We start from the raw sequence: 21,433 nt of genomic DNA on the forward strand, positions 1-21,433 counted from the left end.
GGCTCTTATTATTAGCTTTAGTTTTATGTCCCTATTGTCACTAGAATAGTGAACTCAAGCAAGTTGCTGATTGTAATTATGGTCGAAAATGGTTACAAAGAGAGCAAATAAATATAATTGGATAGCGTTTATGAATTATTCCCCAATCTTAGCCGCCGGTTTACTGGTATTCGTCGCTGTTAGCTCAACTTCATTTGCGGCTGAGAAGCCATTTTCTATTGCAATACATGGCGGCGCCGGCACAATTTCTAAAGCCAGTTTGACAGAATCACAACAAAAGGCTTATCGCGCTAAGTTACAAGAAGCCATCGATGCTGGGTATAAAGTATTGGCAAACGGCGGCGATAGTCTTGATGCGGTGCAAGTATCAATTAACGTACTCGAAAACAGCCCTCTATTCAATGCCGGTTTAGGAGCGGTTTATACTTATGATGGTGCCCATGAAATGGACTCGTCGATTATGGACGGTAAGACCATGAACGCAGGCGCCGTTGCGGGGGTTAGGCATATTAAGAATCCGATTGACTTGGCAAAAGCAGTTATGGAAAAATCACCCCACGTGATGCTCTCGGGTCAAGGTGCTGAAGAGTTTGCACTTACGCAAGGTTACCAATTGGTGCCTGCAAATCACTTTGATACTGAAAGCCGCTATCAACAATTGCAAAATGCTAAAGAGAAAATCAACAAAGCTGAATCCAATCCAGAGTATCAAGCGAGCACGGGTCACAATTATAAACAAAGTGCACTCGATTATATGGAACTCGATTATAAGTTCGGTACCGTTGGTGCAGTCGCTTTAGATCAACAGGGCAATCTTGCCGCGGGAACCTCTACTGGTGGGATGACAGCTAAACGTTTTGGCCGTATTGGTGACTCTCCAGTGATTGGTGCCGGCACTTACGCCGAAAATGGCGTGTGTGCAGTGTCAGCAACTGGCCATGGTGAGTTCTTTATTCGTTACCACGTAGCAGGCGATATATGCGCAAAAGTGAAATATCAAAAGAAATCCATAATACAAGCGGCAGACGAGGTGATTAATCAACGTCTCATTACCGCTGGTGGCAGCGGTGGTGTCATCGCAATTGATCATCGCGGCAATATTGCGACCCCGTTTAATACCGAAGGCATGTATCGCGCGACGCGCAAAAGTGGTGAAGAAGCGCAAGTGATGATTTGGCGAGATAAGTAGCACTGATATTCTTAGGTGGGGCTTTGTTTAACCCCACCTAAGAATATTGCAGAAAAGGTCAAATTTTTGTTGTGGTTTCGGTGAGTGCTATAACTGACTTTAGACCGTTCATTGTTGCAAGTGGGTGTGGCTTATCATCCACATACCCCGCATTTCCTCCACCAAAGCGGATGGTTACTGAGTCTGAGTCCGCGTGGGCTATTTTCTTTGCTAATTCAATAGAGATGGGAACTGTATAATGTTCATGAGTGTAAACAGTATTGCCAGCAGAACCTCCATTAACGATACTTGTTGAAGTTCTTCTGTTATTACTCGCTTGGTTTATTATTTTCTCACCGTTGACGTATACACTGATCCACTTAGAATGTGCCCATTCTTTGGTCATAGATCGAAATTCAGCTCTAATTTTTTTGACATTACTTACAGAGTCAGGATGGTAAGTGAAAGTTATTCTTTTATAAGCGGTGCCCAAAAGGAAGTCCCAATATTCAGTATCTGAGTAATAAAATCTCTTCTCAAGATCATCAACTATTATCGAACCTGAATGCTCCTTGAGAATTTCCTTGGGTATGTTATAGCCGTATTCTGCTATTTTCTTGTTAGATACACTTGCACAACCAGTCATTAATAATGCAATTATTGAAGTAGTAATAATATTTTTCATAAATCTTAAATTTTCCACGAACACGTATAGATACGGTGTACGCATTGTGGCTGTGTTAGAAACATTAAACAATAATAAACATCTCATTGAGCTTAAGTTAGTCGCTTTAGAACAAGTGGTGATATTTATTTTTCGGTGGTATTCTCTTCTTTACGTACACTGATTATTCGATGCTAATGGCTAAAATATCAAAAGAAGCAAAAGCTGAAATGAAACGAAAACTTGATGAAATCATCCTCAATATTTTCTTAGAGGAAGGTTGGCATCATGTGACTTATGGGAATGTTGCAGCAGCAGCTGATATTCGTCGTTCTACAGTTCAAGGCTATTACACTGAATTGGGAGAAGCCCTAAGGGGAAAGATATTTCCTATTTTTTTGTCTCATCTAGATCTATCTAGTCATAAATCATTACGAACCTCTTGGGCGAAAGCACTCGATGACAAGCAATTTCGATATATTTTGCAAATGTTAATAGCAAACGCTGCGAGTGAAGCTCCCAATGAAATGAGTAAGCAGGGAATGGAAAAATTGTTTGAAATGGTCGGAGTGAAGATTGACGGAGCAGAAGCAGTTTTACATCAATTGCTTGGTGAAACAGTAATTCGTTTATTAGAGCGCTAATATTCCACTTAGGATTAATGAATCAACGTCTCATTACCGCTGCTGACAGCGGTGGTGTCATCGCGATTGATCATCGCGGCAATATTGCAACGCCGTTTAATACTGAAGGAATGTACCGCGCTACCCGCAAAGGTGGCGACCCCGCTCAAGTGATGATTTGGTCTGATCTGTAGTGGCTCCTAATGTGTACTAAAGCAAATTAGTGGGCTTTAGTACACATATTGATCTACGTATATTGCTATATACTAATAAATAATTATTACTGCTAAATTCGATGTGTTCTATGTCGCCCAAACCCGATCGTATTACTGCAATGCAGAACATTATCGAGCAAGTCAAACTTGAGTTACCCTTAAAAGATCCTGCAACGTTTGTTTGTGGCCCTGATGGCAGTTGTATTGGTTGTCCTAAAAAACTACTGGAGTTGGTTGATAGTGAACTGTGCTACTGGGAAAGTGCTATGGCTAACGGTGACATTCCACAATTGGGAGATATTAGTCGTTTTGCCAAATTGTGTAAGAATGTGAGAAGAGGGCTAGTACGTAATGATGCGCTAGCAAAGTATCAGAATATAAAGCAATAACAATACTGATAAACTTCTGTAATTGGTAAGTTGCTTGGCACCCCCATGGGTAAATAAAGATAGGGATGCTATGAGTCATGCAGGATGGTATAAAGCCGATATTTAACACTGCTATACTCCCTTTACCATTCCAATATTAATACTGTCATCGTCCTAATATGCGCTTATTAAATGCCGTTTTCTGTCTGGCTATACTTTATAGCGCTTGCGCTTACAGCGCCAAGCCATCGATAGACTCTTTAGATGATATGGTCAGTTGAGTGGCTCGAGAAAACATAGCCACCTCGATAGTGTTAACAGATGCTAGCTTGATCACGTTAGGTGTGGTTAATTTTGATCCGAGTTCGGTCGTTGATGTTGGTGGTTTAGACACGGGTTCACAAAGTTCCCTTCAGCGGCGGCGTGAGCTTAAAACATATTCTTTGCCGTGGAACGGTGATTGGACACAAGCTTTCCCTCATTGGCACACATCGACTTACTTCAAGTTATCCTATATTGGTTCAAATCAGACGGTAGATTTTTCTCAGCCATTGATTGACATCGATGAGCTGTCGGAGAAAAGTTATCTGTTTCAAGCTGAACAGCGTTGGCAATACGCGTTAACTGATCATTGGAAAACCCAAATCGGGATCGGAGCACAAGCCATTTGGTATGAAAATCAATTCCAGTACCGAAGCGAATTAAAGGAGCTCGAATCTCTATTTGATAATGGCTTATTGAATACCTCTTATGGCGCCTTGGTGATTGACCCTTCAATTGAGTTTCGTTATGACAACCTTTTTTTTGGTCATCGATGGCAATTTATCAGTCGTTATCGCTTCGCGATTGGCCGCACCGTATTAACCGATACCGCACCGCAAGAGGTGTTTTCAAAAGTGGGCCGCTTTAGCAATACATTTATGTTTCATTATGATCTCCCCCTATTGGCTGATAACGATAATGAATTGCGACTCATGTTCCAGCGTATAGATCTATCGGGTGATGCCGTTCAACCTTTAGGCACTGATCATTTTTATAAAGTTGGCGCTGGGTGGGTGATTGACACACCTTGGTTGTTATCATGGATTGATAATGTTGGTTTAGGCGTTACGGTTAACATCGGCAGTGTATTAAGTGGCGGCAGTATATTATTGTTATTTAACGAAGATATTTAGTCGAACCGATATAACTGCAGTGGCCATTTTTGCAAGTCAAACGGCTATAAGTGACTCAGCCACTATTCAATTGTGAACAATCCTCTCTTTGATTACTAGTGTTCTAATGCAAAGCGGCAAATTTAACGATATCGGCTTTTACGGTTACCGCTATCGGTTTAATCCACTCCCTAATTGCTAAATATTAGCTAAACTAAAATAGAAACAAATGAATAGGGGAATGCAATGAATTCAATCAATGTAAAAGAACATATGGATCGCCAACCGGTAATGCTGACACCATCGATGTCGATAGCAACAGCGGTAGAAAAATTACTAGCGAACAAAAAGTTAGGTGCGCCGGTTGTTGATGCTGACGGCAAACTGGTAGGTTTTTTATCTCAGCAAGACTGCTTATCAGTAATGCTTAAAAGTAGTTACCATTGTGATTTAACGGCCATCGTTAAGGATTGCATGCGGACTGAGGTGTTATCAGTAGAGCCTAATAGCAGCGTATTAGCCTTAGCAGAACAAATGTTAGGTCCAAAACCCAAGGTTTACCCCGTGGTTGATAATGGAAAAGTGATTGGCACCATTAATCGCACCAATGTTTTAGCGGCGATAAATACCTATATGCAGCAATGTTATTTAACTCCGGCTTAGCAGAAAGTATTTTTATGTCAGCTATACCACTGAAGTGCGTTCCTTGTTAGGATCAACCTCTTTGATTTTGGCTATGGAATTTGCACTTGAGTTCGCAACAGCATCACCTATCTAACGCATTTTTAAAAAACTGTTATGAAGCCGACGCCGCCCAAATTAGGCGTCGCTTGTTTAGGCTTCGTAAAGAGCCTGATTCTGAAAAGAAGAGTGCAACGTTAGATTCTCTTGAGCAACTCGCGTTAGCCTCTCGTAAAAAAGTAGAGCTTCGTCTTGCTAATCGGCCACAAATTACCTTTCCAGAAAATTTACCAATATCGCAAAAACGCGATGAAATCGCTACAGCGATTGCGGGTAATCAAGTGGTCATTATTGCGGGTGAAACCGGTTCTGGTAAAACTACTCAGTTGCCAAAAATTTGCTTAGAGCTGGGGTTGGGCACGCGTGGTTTAATAGGGCATACGCAGCCACGTCGACTTGCCGCGCGCAGTGTTGCCACCCGTATCGCAGAAGAGATGAACTCACCGCTAGGTGAGGCAGTAGGCTTTAAAGTCCGCTTCGCCGATGCGATAAAGCCAGAATCCTATATCAAGTTAATGACGGACGGTATTTTACTGGCTGAACTCACGTCAGATAAATTACTTAACCAATATGACACGATTATTATCGATGAAGCGCATGAGCGTAGCCTTAATATCGATTTCATTTTGGGTTACCTTAAAAATGTGCTAAAGAAACGTCCTGATCTAAAAGTGATTATTACTTCAGCGACCATTGACGTTGAGCGTTTTTCGCAACACTTTAATGGTGCGCCCGTGATAGAGGTATCGGGTCGAACGTATCCGGTTGAAACGCGCTATTGCTCGTTAGTTAAAGACAATGCAGAAGATTTTGACCTCATGGAAGGTATTTTTGCCGCGACCGATGAGCTGATCAATGAAGGTCTTGGTGACATTCTTATTTTTATGAATGGCGAGCGCGAAATTCGTGATGTTGCAGAGCAGCTTAATCGTCGCAAATACCGCGATACTGAAATTCTTCCTTTGTATGCCAGGCTGTCATATGGTGAGCAAACCAAAGTATTTAAGAGCCATGTTGGCAGACGCATAGTATTGGCGACTAACGTAGCCGAGACTTCTCTGACCGTGCCTGGTATACGGTATGTGATTGATCCCGGTACAGCGCGGATGAGTCGTTATAGCTACCGCACTAAAGTGCAGCGATTACCGATTGAGCCTATTTCCCAGGCAAGTGCCAACCAACGTCAAGGGCGTTGTGGCCGCGTTGCGCCGGGGATCTGTATTCGGCTTTATAGCGAGGAAGACTTTACCTCTCGCCCCGAGTTTACCGACCCAGAGATTTTACGCACCAATCTGGCCTCAGTAATCTTAAAAATGTTGGCGATTGGACTGGGAGATATCGAAGGCTTCCCGTTTATTCAGCCACCTGATGAGCGCTATATTCGTGATGGCTTTATGCTGCTCGAAGAATTACAAGCCGTGAGCCTGAAGAAAGGTCAGTTAACCCTAACATCATTGGGTAGACAACTGGCCCATATTCCGGTTGATCCACGTCTTGCGCGCATGGTGATCCAAGCACAGAAAAATGGCTGTTTACATGAGTCGCTAGTGATTGCCTCGGCTTTATCTATTCAAGATCCGCGCGAACGTCCTATGGACAAAAAACAAGCCGCAGATCAAGCTCACAATCGCTTTAGCGACCCAGATTCTGACTTTGTCTCTTTTTTAAACCTATGGGATTTTTTAAAGCAAAGCCAAAGAGAACTCTCGAGTAGCCAATTTAGAAAGCAGTGTAAGGGTGAGTTTTTAGCCTACTTACGTGTACGAGAGTGGCAAGACCTCTATGCACAGCTAAGGCAAGCGACCCACGAGCTTAAGTGGAAGCTCAATGACACCAGCGCTGAAATCAATTATGAACTGCTACACAAGTCTTTGTTAACCGGTTTATTAAGCCACATTGGTTTTAAAGATAAAGATAGAGAATACCTAGGTGCTCGAAACAGTAAGTTCTTTGTGTTTCCAGGTTCTCCTCTAGCCAAAAAAGGCCCTAAATGGCTGATGGCAGCAGAGCTGACTGAAACTTCACGCTTATTCGCTCGTTGCTGCGCTAAGATCCAGCCTGAATGGATAGAACCACTTGCGGAACATTTAGTGAAAAAAAGCTACATCGAGCCCCACTTTGAATCTAAACAGGGCTCTGTTGTTGCACTAGAAAACCAAGTACTTTATGGCTTACAAATTGTGAATCGCCGTAAAGTACAATACGGACCCATTGAGCCGGTCGAAGCCCGTGATATCTTTATTCGTTCAGCACTTGCTGAAGGCGAGCTAAGAACCAACGAAGCCTTTTTTATCAGTAACCAAAAGTTATTGCTAGACATTGAATCGCTTGAACATAAATCACGTCGTCGCGATATTTTAGTCGATGAGCAAGCGTTATTTCATTTCTACGAGCCTAAAATTCCGGCTGATATTTATAATGAGCCAACATTTATAAAGTGGTGGAAAAAAGCCAAGCAACAAAATCCTGATCTACTTGATTTTGAACGCGAAGCGTTAATGCAGCGCAGTAGCGATCACGTATCAATGCTGGATTTCCCTGATAAATGGTATAAAGGGAATTTAACCCTTAATGTCAGTTACCATTTTGAGCCATCGGCGGCTGACGACGGCGTCTCTGTACATATTCCTGTGGCATTGATTAATCAGGTCGATGACATTGATTTTGATTGGATCGTGCCGGGTCTTCGCGAAGAGAAATGTATTGCGCTGATTAAGTCTTTGCCTAAAACACTGCGTAGAAACTTTGTTCCAGCACCTGATTACGCCAAAGCGTGCATACAAGCCATTACCCCATTTGAATTGCCTCTTATTGATGCCATGTGTAAGCAGTTGCTGAGAATGAGCGGCGTGCGGGTTTCTCCAGAGGATTTTGATGATACTCAGTTAGCACAGCATTTATTGGTCAACTTTCAAGTTGAAGGTGATAAAGGAAAGCTATTAACCCAGGGGCGTATTTTGGAGCCCTTGAAAGCGAGTATGCAAGGACAGGTCATTCAAGCTATTCGTGAAGTCGCTGACTCGGGGATTGAGCAAAAGGGGCTAGAGAGCTGGACGTTTGGCGATCTGCCTAAACTGTTTGAACAGAAAAAAGGCAACTTTGAAGTTAAAGCGTTTCCTGCGTTGGTGGACGATAAAACCAGCGTTTCGATCAAATTATTTGATGATGAATTCGAAGCGGAGAAACAGCACCGAATAGGCTTGCAACGCTTGCTGCTGATCAATATTCCATCACCGGTAAAGCACTTACAAAAATCCTTGCCCAATAAAGCAAAACTGGCGATGTACTTCAATCCCTTTGGTCAGGTGCAGATCCTTATTGATGATATTTTATCCGCTGCAGTACAACAGCTTATCGATGAAGAAGGGTTCGACATTCGTTCTGAATCCCAATTTGATAAAGCGAGGGATTTAGTCAGGCAAGAATTGAATCCAACGGCCGAAAAGTTAGCCCTTAAAGTTGAAGAAGTATTGACCATTTATAATCGTATTAAGAAACGCTTAAAAGGCAAAATTAGCTTGGATATGGCATTTGCGATGAGTGATATTCAAAGCCAACTTGAGCAATTAGTTTTTAAAGGTTTTGTTCAGCAGTGTGGATGGAATCGACTGAGCGATATCATTCGATATTTGAAAGGCATTGAGAATCGACTAGAGAAACTACCGATTGACCCGAACCGAGATCGTTTACATATGCACAGCATCAATAAAGTGCAGGAACTTCTAAAAGGACAGCTGGTTAAATTGCCTAAGTCGGTGCCTGTTCCCGATGTGCTGGTAGAAGCTCGTTGGATGATAGAAGAGTATCGAGTGTCTTGTTTTGCGCAAACATTGGGCACTGCATATCCAATATCTGAAAAACGTATTTTGAACCAAATCTCACAAGTTTAATCTTAGGGGCTGTTGATCTTTCGAGCTTAGTTTTTGTTCGGTTCTTTACCGTAAGGAATAATGCTTTTAGTAAAAGGCTTGAGCGATGATGCTTAGCTGGCTAAGCGAAAAGCGCGTAACGCATTCTGGTCATAAAAGACTAAATAGTATTGAAACGAATAGTCATTATCAGCGTAATGATAAAAACGCACGGTTTATGCCGTGCGTTTTTGTATCTACCACGCACCGCTTTCTTTTTGTCATTATTCACTCTTAAATTGATCCATTTCCTATCGTTCTTTGTATTGACTAACAATAGCACTATCGAATAATGCTGCTAATTTACGGTGAGGTTATATACTTTGTGCTCAATAAACACCGTGCATATCACATCATTTAGTAGACATTAACAGCGCTGAAATTGGATAGGCAGGTGAGAGTACAGCATAGGTTTTCACAAACTAGAGACATAGGAGATGCATTTTTAATTTGAAATGTTGGTTACTAAAAAATATGTAGTACCTCTTTGTGAATATTTTGTTTAAAAAATAGCATTTACTGATTGATATTTATCCAGCCATAACCCATTGTTTAGAGTGTTCTTAATAGTCTGAGGGCTGTTTTACTTAGATCTTAATCTATCCAGCTGATTAGGAAGGGTGATCTAGTTGTTTTTCATGAAAAAAAGATGATCTAGATCAACCTGCGGTTGGCTTTACCAAAAGTAGGTATGTAACAACTAGATAGAGAGCTGTTATTATCTGCACTAAGTTAAATGCGTGTTAATTCACGCTCAAATAAGACTGTCATTCTGTTTTGGATTATCGTTGTTTAAGTCGCTCGTTATTGGTATCTAACCGCACAATATTTTATTGCAGCAACCTACCAACCATTGCTGATGATCGCTGGGAAAGCATAAATACAAAATAGCATCCAGTGCATAGTTAGCGTGTAGCGCCAATACCGATGTATTTTTGTAAATGGACAACATGACGAAGAAACAATAGCAAGACACGACTGTAATGGATGAGGGTTAGCTTAATGAAGCTAACCAGATAATATCATTTCAGCTTTATTACTCAGATAGATAAGGAACGCACCCATGTCGTTACCTGAGGTACATATCTCAAGCTTACTTGTACAAGTTAGCCCTGAGCATTTAAATACAACGAAAAAGCTGATAGAAGATTTTGAAGAAGCCGAAATTTATGGTGTTAATGACGTTGGTAAAATCGTCGTAGTGTTAGAAACACAAAAAGAAGGTTTTATAAGCGACATTATTGAGAAAATTAATAATATGCCCGGTGTGCTTGGCGCAACCATGGTCTATCACCAAATAGATAGTGATCCCGACTCCACCAGTTTACCCCCTTATAATAAAGAGTGTGTTAGCGAGGAACAAGTATGAAAATGACTAGACGTGAGTTTATCAAAGCCAATGCAGCAGCGTCAGCTGCTGCGCTTGCAGGTATTACTCTTCCAGCCACAGCAACAAATTTAATCGCAGCAAGTGACGAGTCAAAGATCCATTGGGACAAAGCCCCATGTCGTTTCTGTGGCACCGGTTGTTCAGTGCTTGTTGGTACTCAGGAAGGTAAAGTCGTCGCGACTCAGGGTGATCCAGAATCACCAGTCAATAAAGGCCTTAACTGTATTAAAGGCTACTTCTTATCAAAAATCATGTACGGCTCAGATCGTTTAACTCAGCCATTATTGCGCCAAACTGATGGCAAATTTGATAAAGACGGCGACTTCGCACCTGTTAGTTGGGATCAAGCCTTTGATATAATGGCTGAGAAATGGAAGTCTGCATTAAAAGCAAAGGGCCCAACCAGTGTGGGTATGTTCGGTTCTGGTCAGTGGACCGTTATGGAAGGATATGCTGCTTCTAAAATGATGAAAGCAGGTTTCCGTTCTAATAACATCGATCCTAACGCACGTCACTGTATGGCATCAGCTGTAGGTGGCTTTATGCGTAGCTTTGGTATTGATGAGCCAATGGGTTGTTACGATGACTTTGAACATGCTGATGCCTTTGTTTTATGGGGCTCAAATATGGCAGAGATGCATCCCATTTTATGGAGCCGTATTACTGACCGCCGTTTAAGTCATCCCCATGTTAAAGTTAACGTGTTATCGACTTACTACCATCGTTCATTTGAACTCGCTGACAAAGGCTACATCTTTGAGCCACAAACTGATTTAGTCATTGCTAACTACATCGCTAATTACATCATTGAAAATGATGCGGTCAACTGGGATTTTGTTAACAAGCATACCCATTTCAAGCAAGCGACTACAGATATTGGTTACGGTTTACGTGATGATAATCCTCTACAAAAAGCAGCAGCTAATCCGAATAGCGGCAAGATCCACTCTATTGATTTCGAAGAATACAAAAAATCAGTAGCACCTTATACCCTTGAAAAAGCGGTTGAGATGACGGGTCTGAATGAAGAACAATTGATTACTCTTGCCAAACAGTTTGCCGACCCAAAGATTAAGGTGATGTCACTTTGGACTATGGGTATGAACCAACATACTCGTGGCGTATGGATGAACTCGCTGGTTTATAACATCCATTTGCTAGTGGGTAAAATCTCGACTCCTGGTAATGGCCCGTTCTCACTAACCGGTCAACCTTCTGCATGTGGTACCGCGCGTGAAGTGGGTACATTCTCACATCGATTACCAGCAGACATGGTTGTTGCTAATCCTGAGCACCGTAAACGTGCTGAGCATTTATGGAAAATTCCTGAAGGCACTATCCCACCTAAGCCGGGTTTCCATGCAGTACAGCAAGACCGTAAATTGAATGATGGCGTGCTTAATGCTTATTGGACAATGTGTAATAACAATATGCAGGCCGGTCCCAATATAAACCAAGAGCGTTTACCTGGTTTCCGTAACCCTGAAAACTTTATTGTTTGTTCTGATCCTTATCCAACAGTAACAGCGCAAGCGGCAGATCTGATTTTACCGACTTCAATGTGGGTAGAAAAAGAGGGCGCTTACGGTAACGCTGAGCGTCGTACTCAGGTTTGGTATCAGCAAGTGAAAGCACCGGGTGACTCTAAGTCTGACCTATGGCAGCTACTGGAGTTTTCAAAACGCTTCAAAATTGAAGAAGTGTGGTCAGAAGAGCTTATTGCCAAGATGCCTGAAGTACGTGGAAAGAACATGTATGAAGTGCTATTTGAAAATGGCCAAGTGAACAAATATCCATTATCAGAAGCGCAGGAGCTTAATGATGATGCACAAGACCAAGGTTACTACATCCAGAAAGGCCTATTTGAAGAGTATGCAAGCTTTGGCCGTGGCCATGGTCACGATCTAGCTCCATACGATCGCTATCACCAGGAGCGCGGTCTGCGTTGGCCTGTTGTGGACGGTAAAGAGACTAAGTGGCGTTTCAGAGAAGGTGATGATCCTTATGTCGGTAAAGGTAAAGGATTCGAATTCTATGGTAAGCCAGATGGCAAAGCATGGATAATCTCTGCACCTTACGAGGCACCACCAGAGTCTCCAGATGAAGAGTTTCCTCTGTGGCTATGTACTGGTCGTGTACTTGAACATTGGCATACAGGGACCATGACACGTCGTGTACCTGAACTTTATAAAGCCGTCCCTGATGGACTTTGTTACATGCATCCAGATGATGCTAAGTCTCATGGTGTACGCCGTGGTGATGAAGTGTTAATGAGTAACAAACGCGGTGATATTCGTGTACGTGTCGAGACTAGAGGGCGTAACCGTCCACCAAAAGGCTTGGTATTTGTCCCATTCTTCGATGCTCGTATCTTAATTAATAAACTTATTCTAGATGCAACCGATCCGCTATCTAAACAGACAGACTATAAAAAGTGTCCTGTTAAAATTACTAAAATAGCTTAAGGCAGGGTTATGATGAAAAAATCAATTTTAATCACGTTGAGTATTACCTTAACCCTGATCAGTGGTTTTGCAGTTAGCCAAGACCGTGGGATCGGTGGGGTTGAGTCCTTGCGCGGTAACACGGAATTGGAAACAACTAGAACCGCGGATCCGATGAAGAAAGTACCAAGAGATCAGGTGGATATTGAAAGTAGTTATGTCTTTCAGCCACCACTCATACCACATCACATTCGACACTATGAAATCTCATTGAATGCTAACAAGTGTTTGTCATGCCATAGCTGGAATAAAGCTAAGCAGATGGGAGCCACTAAAATCAGTGTGACTCACTTTGTCAGTCGAAACGATGAAGTATTAGCTGATGTTTCTCCTAGACGATATTTTTGTTTGCAGTGCCACGTGACACAAGCAGATGCGAAACCGTTAGTGGGTAACTCCTTCGAACGTGTTAAATCACTGCAATAACAAAATAGGCAGGTAATAATATGAAATGGATTATTAACGCCTTAAAAGGCTTCTGGGGCATATTGAGGCGGCCTAGTAAAGCTGCGGTAGGTATCGTTCTGTTTATGGGCTTTGCTGGTGGACTCATGTTCTGGGGTGCATTTAACACGGGTATGGAAGCGACAAACACTGAAGAGTTTTGTTCTGGATGTCATGCACCAATTGTGGCAGAAATTAAAGAAACTATTCACTACGCTAACCGCTCTGGTGTTCGTGCTATCTGTTCAGATTGTCATGTACCCCATGCGTGGACGGATAAAATCGTGCGTAAGGTTCAGGCTTCTAAAGAGCTGTTTGCTTATTTTGTTACTGAAACCATTAACACACCTGAGAAGTTCAAAGAGCGTCGAGCTCATTTAGCCGAAAGGGAGTGGGCAAGAATGAAAAAGAACGACTCTTTAGAGTGTCGTAACTGTCATAACTTTGAATTTATGGATTTCTCTGAGCAGAGTCCTCGCAGTGCAAGGCAGCACTCTACTGCACTTGCCAGTGGTGAGAACACCTGTGTAGATTGTCATAAAGGTATCGCCCATAATCTACCAGATATGCACAAAGTTGAAGGTTGGCAATAAGGAGCCATTATGAGTACATTAGAAAATGTTATATGGCATGTCCTCGGCTACAGCGCCATGCCGGTCATTATACTAGGTGGTTTTTCTGTCGTTGCTGTTGCTTCTATTTGGATTTTGTCCAAAACTGCTGACAAGTAAGCCATAATAATAGGATGCGAAGGTCAGATATTTCTGTGCTGACTTAAGCAAAAATTAAAAAGCCTGACTTAAATTAAGTCAGGCTTTTTTTATAACAGAAATTGGATAGCAAAGAATATGTTATACCAGTTGCATTAAAAGTTTGATCATTCAGCGGGAATTCAAAGCCCTGTAGGTAAGATGGGGCTTGAAACTAATCGTTATTTTCGGCTCTGGCATCCTCGGTAATTGTTCCGTGCATTACTCTACCTCTTGAATCTGACCGCCAAGGAGGTGGAAATGTCCTCTTTTTTATGGAACAAAATAGACCATTAAGTCGTATATCAAAAGCCTACAACGAAGCTTATAGGGCATTGCCATTTGCTTTAAACGTTGGCTGCACATTGTACGCGGCTCAGACTTTCCATCTCTGCTTTGCATTGGCTTAAAAGCGAATAACCGTTTGTCACCAATGCGGCTTGAATTGAACCGTCTGAGGAGCTCTTAATGGGCCAAATACTGAGTAAAATGGGCATAAAATCGGGTGACACTCACTTAACTGTAATGCGCTCAGAGACCCACGAGTAATTTAAAATAATAAATATCAGTATCTTGATTCAATTGTTCTGCTCAAGTACAACAGCCCCTACACTCTATGAGTTAATGACCCCTATGTTGCTCGACAGAAAATCTGGGAAGCTATGTCCATGATTTTGCAGCATCTTGGGAAACATAGAAATGGGCGTTAAGCCTGGGAAGGTGTTGATCTCATTTAACAGTATTTCACCCTCATCAGTTAAGAAAAAATCTATTCGAGATAAATGTCTAAGCTTCATACCCTTGAAGGCACTGATGGCATATTTACGGATTAAGTTGCTAACATCGCTTGGAATATCTGCGACGATGTGAGTTTGGGCTTGGCTGTTAGCTGCATATTTTTCATCGAAGGTGTAGAAACTATTATTCGAACAGATCACTTCACCCGGCACGGTCGCAATGACGTCGCCGTTAATTTCATATACTGCGACTTCTAGCTCTCTAGCGTTAATGGTTTTTTCTACAACCACATAATCTGAGAAGTGAAAGGCTTGCGCTAAAGTCGATTCTACATCGCTGATATCGTCAACACGGTAGCAACCTACAGATGATCCCTGTGATGCGGCTTTAACAAATATACTGCCCCATTGTTTTAGTGCTTCTGTGGCTTGGGCTACTGTTAATTCCGATAGTTCGCTTAAAAACAAGTAAGGTGTATTGGGGATATTTAACGCACTAAACCACATCTTAGCGGTGATTTTATTAAAACAGTTGCGGCTAGCTTCAGCTTTACAGCCAAAGTAGGGAAGGTTGATTAATTCAAAGTATGACTGAATATCACCGGTTTCTCCGGGAAAACCATGAATACAAGGAATTGCATAATCGACATGCCAAGGGGCTTTTTGCTCATTTTCAAAACGGATCTGTCGACGGTTATTGAGCTCACAGCTTTCGCCTGCTGAAGTACGATAATGACCGTTTGCATCTAGCTCAACACGAAGCACATTAAAATGAGGCAATGTTGCTAACGAAGATTCAAAATAGTTGGCTGATAATAGTGAAATAGCATGTTCATCACCACCGCCACCACATAGCAGTAAAACATTCGTTGTAAGCATTTAATCCCCACTTGTTACTCGATAAAATTAGCAGACTTACTATGGCGGAATCACTCACTATTGCAACTGTTAGCGGTGATTTCGTTGCCATTTGCTGTTTTTGTATTCAACGTTAATGAGCTGGTTCAGTATTCTAGGCAAAGCACTTCAAAATACCTCGATTAAAAGCGCCCGTAAGATGATTAAACAAGGTCGTCACTATGCTCTCTATAATCAATTAGGCCTATTCCGATTATCTACAGGGTTCCAAAGCCGCTGTGCTAACCCAGATGCACGCTGGGTTAAGCGCGAACTGGCCTGCTCAAATACACGTTGGCTGCCAAGACAAGTAAAGTGATGCTTTGCACGAGTAATCGCGGTATAGACAAGCTCTTTTGACAGCAGTTGTTGTTGCGCCAGACTGGGCTTTATTGGCAAGACTAAAGATACATGGCTAAATTCGCTGCCTTGACTCTTATGCACCGTCATTGCAAAGCAGGTTTCATGGCTCGGTAAGCGAGCGGGAAGCACCTTTAATAACCCACCATCAGCTTGAATAAAGTGCGCCATCAATCGTTTGGAATCACTGGCTTCATCGGGCAAGATAAGCCCGATATCGCCGTTAAACAGTCCAAGATTATAATCATTGCTTTGAATAATCACCGGCCTGCCGGCGTAAAACTCTTGTTCTGGGTTGATGAGGTCTTTGTCAGCAAGACTGCGAGTGACACTTTGATTAATGCCATCAACGCCGTATTCACCTGCGCGCATGGCACACAATATTCGGTATTGATTAAAGTGTTCGATAATATGTGCCGCTGTCACACCCGGTGTGCCAATCGCATTAAGGTAAGGGGCATATTGAGTCACAGATTGATCGAGTAGGGTCTCTAAACCTTGATTGGCCATCTTGTTCGTACTATTGAGATGACGATGATCAATCCATAACAACTCTTGATAACCTGTCTGCCATACCTTGGCAATGCACGGCAGGTCCGCTTGATTGACCGCGTTGGCCAGTTGGCCAATACCAGCATCACCTTGAAAGCGATGGCTGTGCATGAGCATACAGAGGCTGTCGCCAATTTGTGGATCATCGCTGATCAAGTTATTCAACGGGTAACCGGTTAAATGACTTAATCGCGCTGCTTGAGGCGGTGAATAGCGCATCTGCCAGCCAGTATTACCCTCTGCTGACTTCATTTTTAGGCCACTACAGATATCTGCCAGCACGGCGCCAGCCTCGACGGAGGCTAATTGGTCTTGATCGCCCAACAGGATGAGGCTTGCGTTGGCCGGTAAGGCGGTGAGTAACTTATGCATCATCGGAAGATCAACCATTGAAGCTTCATCAATAATCAGTAGATCGAGTCTTAACGGATTATCTTTATGGTGTCTGAATTGATGCGAGTTAGGGATAACCCCGAGTAATCGATGTAGGGTGGCAGCGCCTTCAGGAATGCGCGCCATATTTAACTTCAATTCATCGGCAGGTAAATGTTGTAAATCATTCGTAAGTCGCTGTTTTGAGGCTTTAATCGATTCACTTAAGCGCGCAGCGGCCTTACCCGTTGGGGCAACAAGGCGGATGGTAAGCTCTTGTTGTGAGGTTAACAGATACAATAACTTAGTCACTGTGGTTGTTTTACCTGTACCCGGGCCACCAGTGATCACCGCTAGCTTTTTGGTTAATGCGGTTGCAGTTGATATTTTCTGCCAATCGTAGCGTTGCCCATTTTGTGGAAAGAGATCATCGAGTAATGCCTTGGCTTGGGTTAACTGCGCTTTATCCGATGAGTCATCCAGAGCGGGAGTATGGGACAGCCGAGTTAAGTGCTCGGCAACTTCACACTCAAAGTGGTAATAACGCTGCAAGTAAAGATTACCACTGTCTAAAATGAGTGGTTTTAAGTCACTGTCTCCTGGTGTGCCGACGGCTGCACAACGAAGGAGTTCTTCAGTTAACTCTGCAACACTTATGTTAATCTGACATTGACTGCTTTTCTCTTTTACAGGGTTAGCTAAGTCAATCTGGCTCAGTGGTAAGCAGGTATGTTGGCTCGATAAGTTCTGACTCAGTAGGGCGTAAATGAGTACAATAAGTGGCGATGGATCTGGATGTAGCTGCGCCATTTGTAGCGCAAAATGTCGATCAAGAGAGGTTAATAATCGCTCGCTTTGCCACTCTTTTAATAAGGTTTCTATTGGACGTGAAATGGTCAACATTAGTTAGCCTCTACAGGTATTGATTGCCGTTGAGTCTTGCCAAATAACACATCAAGCTTTTCAATCAGCTCTTTGGGTGGTTTGTCATAAAATACACCTGATTGAGGTTCACTCACTGACATCCCTCTTAAGAACAGATAAAAACAACCACCAATATGTTGGTCGTAATCATAGTGGGTCATTCTGAGTCCTAAATATCGGTGTAAGGCTAAGGTATAGATGATGTATTGCAGATCGTATCGATGGCTACGAATAGCTTGTTTCATATTGTTGTAGTGGTAAATATTGAGGCTATCACCCAAATGGTTAGACTTATAATCAGCAATAAAGTACTGCTGATTATGCTCAAAGGTTAAATCGATAAAGCCCTTAAGCATGCCTTGTAAATCATCGAATACTAGGCCACCGCTATAACCAAAGTCGATAAGTAACTGGTTAAGTTTATTGGCATTAAGTTGGGTTATAGGTAGGTAAAACTCCATTTCAACTAATTTTTGCTGGTTTGTTAGCTGCGCAAGAGATAATGAATCATCGGTTGCCAGAGGCGCATGGAGCAGATCCATATACCAGTCTTTTAACACCTCAGTCCATTGCTCATCAATACCATATTTACTCATGGCATTGGGTAACTGTTCATCTAGACCTGAACTTGCTTGGGTGAAATCAATCAGCTCCAGTACTAAATGCATAAAACTACCTGCATTAGCGCCGCGCTCAAAACTGAAACGAGAGGCTTCAGTGTCAACTTCATCAATGATGATGTCGACCTCGGGAAACTGTTCATCATCGGCGCCAGGGAGCACTTTTTCATGGGCAAGGTGTTTAACCAGTCCTGAGTAACTTCCAACACGCCAAGGTGTTTGAAGTGGACGTTTAAGCACCTTTGGCGCAAGTTCTACTTGCACGTCAGTGTTGCTTGGAAGCTGTAAATACGCCTCTTCAAAAGGAGTCGAACCTGCCGCGGTCATTTCAGTCAGACTAATGGCTAGCGGGTCTTTTTGAGCAAGTAACTGAGCTTTGCTTTGCAACTCACTGTACTCGCATATTTTATCCTCAATACCAAGAAGATAACCGATGGCAGTTTCGTTGAGCTGGCTGGTCATGCCTTTGCTTTTTGTTAAGCGACTATGGTTGGCGATGTACAAATAACATTTAAGTACTGGTCTTGTTAGTGCAACATAAAGTAAGCGTAGATCTTCGGCTAAGGTTTCCCGTTTTTGTCTGTCCCAACCCTCATCCGATTGTTCGATATCCCATACCAGTTTATTGTGCTCGTGATAGAGCATAGGCGCAGGCCTCTTACTACTACCTCGACTTAAGCTCACAAACGGAATAAAACAGATCGGGTACTCAAGCCCCTTACTTTTATGGATGGTGACAATTTGCACTAGGTTTTGCTCACTCGCGAGCTTTAGCTGTGACTCTTCATTGGGTTGATTACCGATTAACGCCTGTTCAAACCAGTTGATTAACGCGCTCATGCCATCAAGCTCGGTCGCTTTTTGCTGCAGTAGTTCACCAAGATGCCTAAAGTCCGTTAGGCGACGTTCACCTTCACTGTTGTAGAGTAGTCGTTCGATAAGCTTTGCTTGGCCGGCAAGGTTCAGCAGTGCTGGCATGATGCCGCGTTTAAGCCATTGTTGCTGCAGCGCGGCGAATTGCTCAAGTAGCACTTGGCGCTTATCTTCATCTTGGTTAAAGCCATGGATCTCTTCTGCGCTATAGCCCAATAAAGAGGTCGCAAGGGCGCTTCGTAGCGCTCGCTCATCTTTAGGATCGGCCATGGCGTACAATATAAGCAACATCTCTCGGGCTTCAATAGTGTCAAACACGCTGTCACGGCTTAAGAATACCGAGCCAACTTGTCGCTGTTCGAGCGCTTTTTTTATCACATTGGCTTCATGTCGGTCTCGGACTAATACGGCGATGTCTTTTGCTTTTAAGGCGGCATTACCAATGCCACATAAGCCTTGCTGGGCTTCAATCAGCAGGCGGGTGATCTCATCGGCAACGTCGCTAGCAAGCAGTTGTCTTGCCGTGGTTTTATTTAATCCCTTTTCAGGATCTTCACTTAAAATTCTGAGCCTTAATGCGCTCTTGTCCGTCTTAGACTCTTGCAGCACTTTAGTGTCTGCAAAGCTTGCGGCTTTGACGGGCTCAAAGGGGATTGATGCGCTAATAAAAGGATCGTATCTATGCTCAAAAATACAATTGACGGCGTCGACCATCTGTCTATTTGAGCGGTAGTTAGTATCAAGATTATAGTGCTTTTCAGTTTGCTCTCTAGCATGAATATAGGTGTGAATATCGGCGCCGCGAAAAGCATAGATGGCTTGCTTTGGATCGCCAATCATCAGCAAACTTAAGCCATCTTGTGGCTCTGCGGACTCAAGACCATTCGGTGTTGTTACCGTTTCAGCTACAAGCGCATCAGGATGAGCGCTAACCGCTGCCGACGGTTGATAGATTTGACTGAATATATCAAATTGCAATGGATCGGTATCTTGAAACTCATCAATCAGCGCCACGGGAAAACGTTTTGCAATTGACGTCGCAAGAAACTGGTCTTGCGAAGCGGTTAATGCACGCGCCAATGTTAACAACAGGTCGTCTGGGGTCAGTAGGTTACGCTCTGATTTTTGTTGTGCAAAACGTTTCGCGATCCCCTCTCTGGCACTGAAGAGAAAACTGGGTATAAGGTCGGTAATAAGGCCTGCGAGCCTTTCGATATGGGCAAGCACGGGGGCTTGTTCAGCACTTGGGATCTCGCCGCCCTTATTTAATTTTAATCCATTAAGGGAAAGTGCTTCGAGCACCTTTTGTGGTGGTAAGCCTGTGCCGAAGGCGACCCAGTTATCAAGGGCATCAAGCATCACGGCGAGTTTTGGATAAGCATCGGCCTTTTTACCGAATCGAACACCGCTGAGTGGCAGAGCATGAAGCAGCGCTTCTGTTTGTGCTCGCTCCGTTGGCCAAATGAGTTTTAAGCGACTTAAACTTTGTAATAAGTTGGCTTCTACTTTCTCAAAAGCCTCAGGTAAGGGGTGGGCTATCGCACTACTTGCCCCGAGAAGTGGCCTCAGTTGGCGCGATAATTCGTCTGGGCTGGCAAACTTTTTTTGGATCACGGCAGCGAGGCTTTCGTCGAGTGGATAGCATTTCTCCCGCCAAAAATCGCGTACGGCATGGTGTAAAAATTCACTATCATCTAAGGTGAATTCGGACTCAAACAGCAATGAAGATTCAAATGCCATATCAGCCAAAATACGTTGGCAAAATCCATGAATGGTATAGATCGCGGCTTCATCAAGCGATTTTAGCGCCAAATCTAACCGTTTTCGGGCAATCGCTTTATCGCTATCAGGCGTCGCAACATATAGTTGAGTGATCAGCACATCATCAACGCTTAATCCAATAAAGCATCGATAAGCCAATTGGATCTTTTTACGGATACGATCTCTTAGCTCACCTGTCGCGGCATTGGTAAAGGTGACCACTAGAATTTGCTCGCAAGTAAGCGCATGGGTAATACCATGACCGAGCAATAAGCGCACATATAGGCCAGCAATGGTGTAGGTCTTACCCGTGCCCGCGCTGGCTTCAATCAGTCTGCTGCCACCAAATGGGAGCGTGAGGGTATCGAGTGGCTCAGTGACATTTGTCTTGTTTTCAAGCGGGTTCATA

15 protein-coding genes and 1 pseudogene are annotated in these 21,433 nt (G+C 43.1%); 12 read left to right on the top strand and 4 right to left on the bottom strand.

Features of this window, described 5'->3' with window-relative positions; all coding sequences use genetic code 11:
- The first annotated feature begins 130 nt into the window (after positions 1-130).
- Positions 131-1,189 carry an isoaspartyl peptidase/L-asparaginase family protein gene (locus L2729_RS09235; protein WP_248988015.1) on the top strand — a complete coding sequence of 353 codons (1,059 nt, stop codon included), beginning with the start codon at positions 131-133 and terminating at the stop codon, positions 1,187-1,189.
- Between the two features lie 58 nt (positions 1,190-1,247).
- On the opposite strand, the gene L2729_RS09240 is transcribed toward L2729_RS09235, so the two are convergent.
- Positions 1,248-1,853 (bottom strand): hypothetical protein, encoded by a 606-nt coding sequence (locus L2729_RS09240; protein ID WP_248988016.1) that lies wholly within the window; start codon positions 1,851-1,853, stop codon positions 1,248-1,250.
- Between the two features lie 176 nt (positions 1,854-2,029).
- Between L2729_RS09240 and L2729_RS09245 the strand changes: the two genes are divergently transcribed.
- From L2729_RS09245 to L2729_RS09295, 11 genes and pseudogenes are all read left to right on the top strand, one after another.
- The gene (locus L2729_RS09245; RefSeq protein ID WP_248988017.1) at positions 2,030-2,476 is read left to right on the top strand and encodes a hypothetical protein; all 447 of its coding nucleotides are present in this window, start codon (positions 2,030-2,032) and stop codon (positions 2,474-2,476) included.
- Positions 2,477-2,490: 14 nt separating this feature from the next.
- Positions 2,491-2,649, top strand: a pseudogene (locus tag L2729_RS09250) (isoaspartyl peptidase/L-asparaginase); the annotation flags it as partial.
- Positions 2,650-2,759: 110 nt separating this feature from the next.
- Positions 2,760-3,059: a hypothetical protein gene (locus L2729_RS09255; protein ID WP_248988018.1), complete on the top strand. Its 300-nt coding sequence runs from the start codon at positions 2,760-2,762 to the stop codon at positions 3,057-3,059.
- Positions 3,060-3,319: 260 nt separating this feature from the next.
- Complete coding sequence (locus tag L2729_RS09260; protein WP_248988019.1) at positions 3,320-4,213, top strand: Solitary outer membrane autotransporter beta-barrel domain; 894 nt, start codon at positions 3,320-3,322, stop codon at positions 4,211-4,213.
- 225 nt (positions 4,214-4,438) lie between these two features.
- Positions 4,439-4,855, top strand: a complete 417-nt coding sequence (locus L2729_RS09265) for a CBS domain-containing protein (RefSeq protein ID WP_248988020.1) — start codon at positions 4,439-4,441, stop codon at positions 4,853-4,855.
- Positions 4,856-4,941: 86 nt separating this feature from the next.
- On the top strand, positions 4,942-8,823 hold the full coding sequence (gene hrpA / locus L2729_RS09270; protein WP_248988021.1) for an ATP-dependent RNA helicase HrpA: 3,882 nt from the start codon (positions 4,942-4,944) through the stop codon (positions 8,821-8,823).
- A 1,081-nt stretch (positions 8,824-9,904) separates the two neighbouring features.
- Positions 9,905-10,210 (top strand): chaperone NapD, encoded by a 306-nt coding sequence (locus L2729_RS09275; RefSeq protein ID WP_248988022.1) that lies wholly within the window; start codon positions 9,905-9,907, stop codon positions 10,208-10,210.
- Positions 10,207-12,696 (top strand): nitrate reductase catalytic subunit NapA, encoded by a 2,490-nt coding sequence (gene napA / locus L2729_RS09280; protein ID WP_248988023.1) that lies wholly within the window; start codon positions 10,207-10,209, stop codon positions 12,694-12,696. The genes L2729_RS09275 and napA overlap by 4 nt, the downstream gene beginning before the upstream one ends.
- A 9-nt stretch (positions 12,697-12,705) precedes the next feature.
- Positions 12,706-13,161 (top strand): nitrate reductase cytochrome c-type subunit, encoded by a 456-nt coding sequence (locus tag L2729_RS09285; protein ID WP_248988024.1) that lies wholly within the window; start codon positions 12,706-12,708, stop codon positions 13,159-13,161.
- A gap of 20 nt (positions 13,162-13,181) precedes the next feature.
- Positions 13,182-13,772: a NapC/NirT family cytochrome c gene (locus L2729_RS09290; protein WP_101090993.1), complete on the top strand. Its 591-nt coding sequence runs from the start codon at positions 13,182-13,184 to the stop codon at positions 13,770-13,772.
- A gap of 9 nt (positions 13,773-13,781) precedes the next feature.
- Positions 13,782-13,910, top strand: a complete 129-nt coding sequence (locus L2729_RS09295) for a TIGR02808 family protein (RefSeq protein ID WP_142870697.1) — start codon at positions 13,782-13,784, stop codon at positions 13,908-13,910.
- 632 nt (positions 13,911-14,542) lie between these two features.
- Here the strand turns inward: L2729_RS09295 and L2729_RS09300 are convergent.
- The 3 genes from L2729_RS09300 to recB all read right to left on the bottom strand — a co-directional run bounded on the left by L2729_RS09300 (position 14,543) and on the right by recB (position 21,432).
- A complete protein-coding gene (locus L2729_RS09300) occupies positions 14,543-15,544 on the bottom strand; it encodes a D-alanine--D-alanine ligase (RefSeq protein ID WP_248988025.1) in 1,002 nt (333 codons plus the stop codon).
- Positions 15,545-15,757: 213 nt separating this feature from the next.
- The gene (gene recD, locus L2729_RS09305; RefSeq protein WP_248988026.1) at positions 15,758-17,749 is read right to left on the bottom strand and encodes an exodeoxyribonuclease V subunit alpha; all 1,992 of its coding nucleotides are present in this window, start codon (positions 17,747-17,749) and stop codon (positions 15,758-15,760) included.
- A complete protein-coding gene (gene recB, locus L2729_RS09310) occupies positions 17,749-21,432 on the bottom strand; it encodes an exodeoxyribonuclease V subunit beta (RefSeq protein ID WP_248988027.1) in 3,684 nt (1,227 codons plus the stop codon). Before recB ends, recD begins: the two co-directional genes overlap by 1 nt.
- Between the last annotated feature and the right edge of the window lies 1 nt (position 21,433).

Origin of the sequence: Shewanella gelidimarina (assembly GCF_023283945.1) — a bacterium.
Lineage (GTDB): Bacteria > Pseudomonadota > Gammaproteobacteria > Enterobacterales > Shewanellaceae > Shewanella > Shewanella gelidimarina.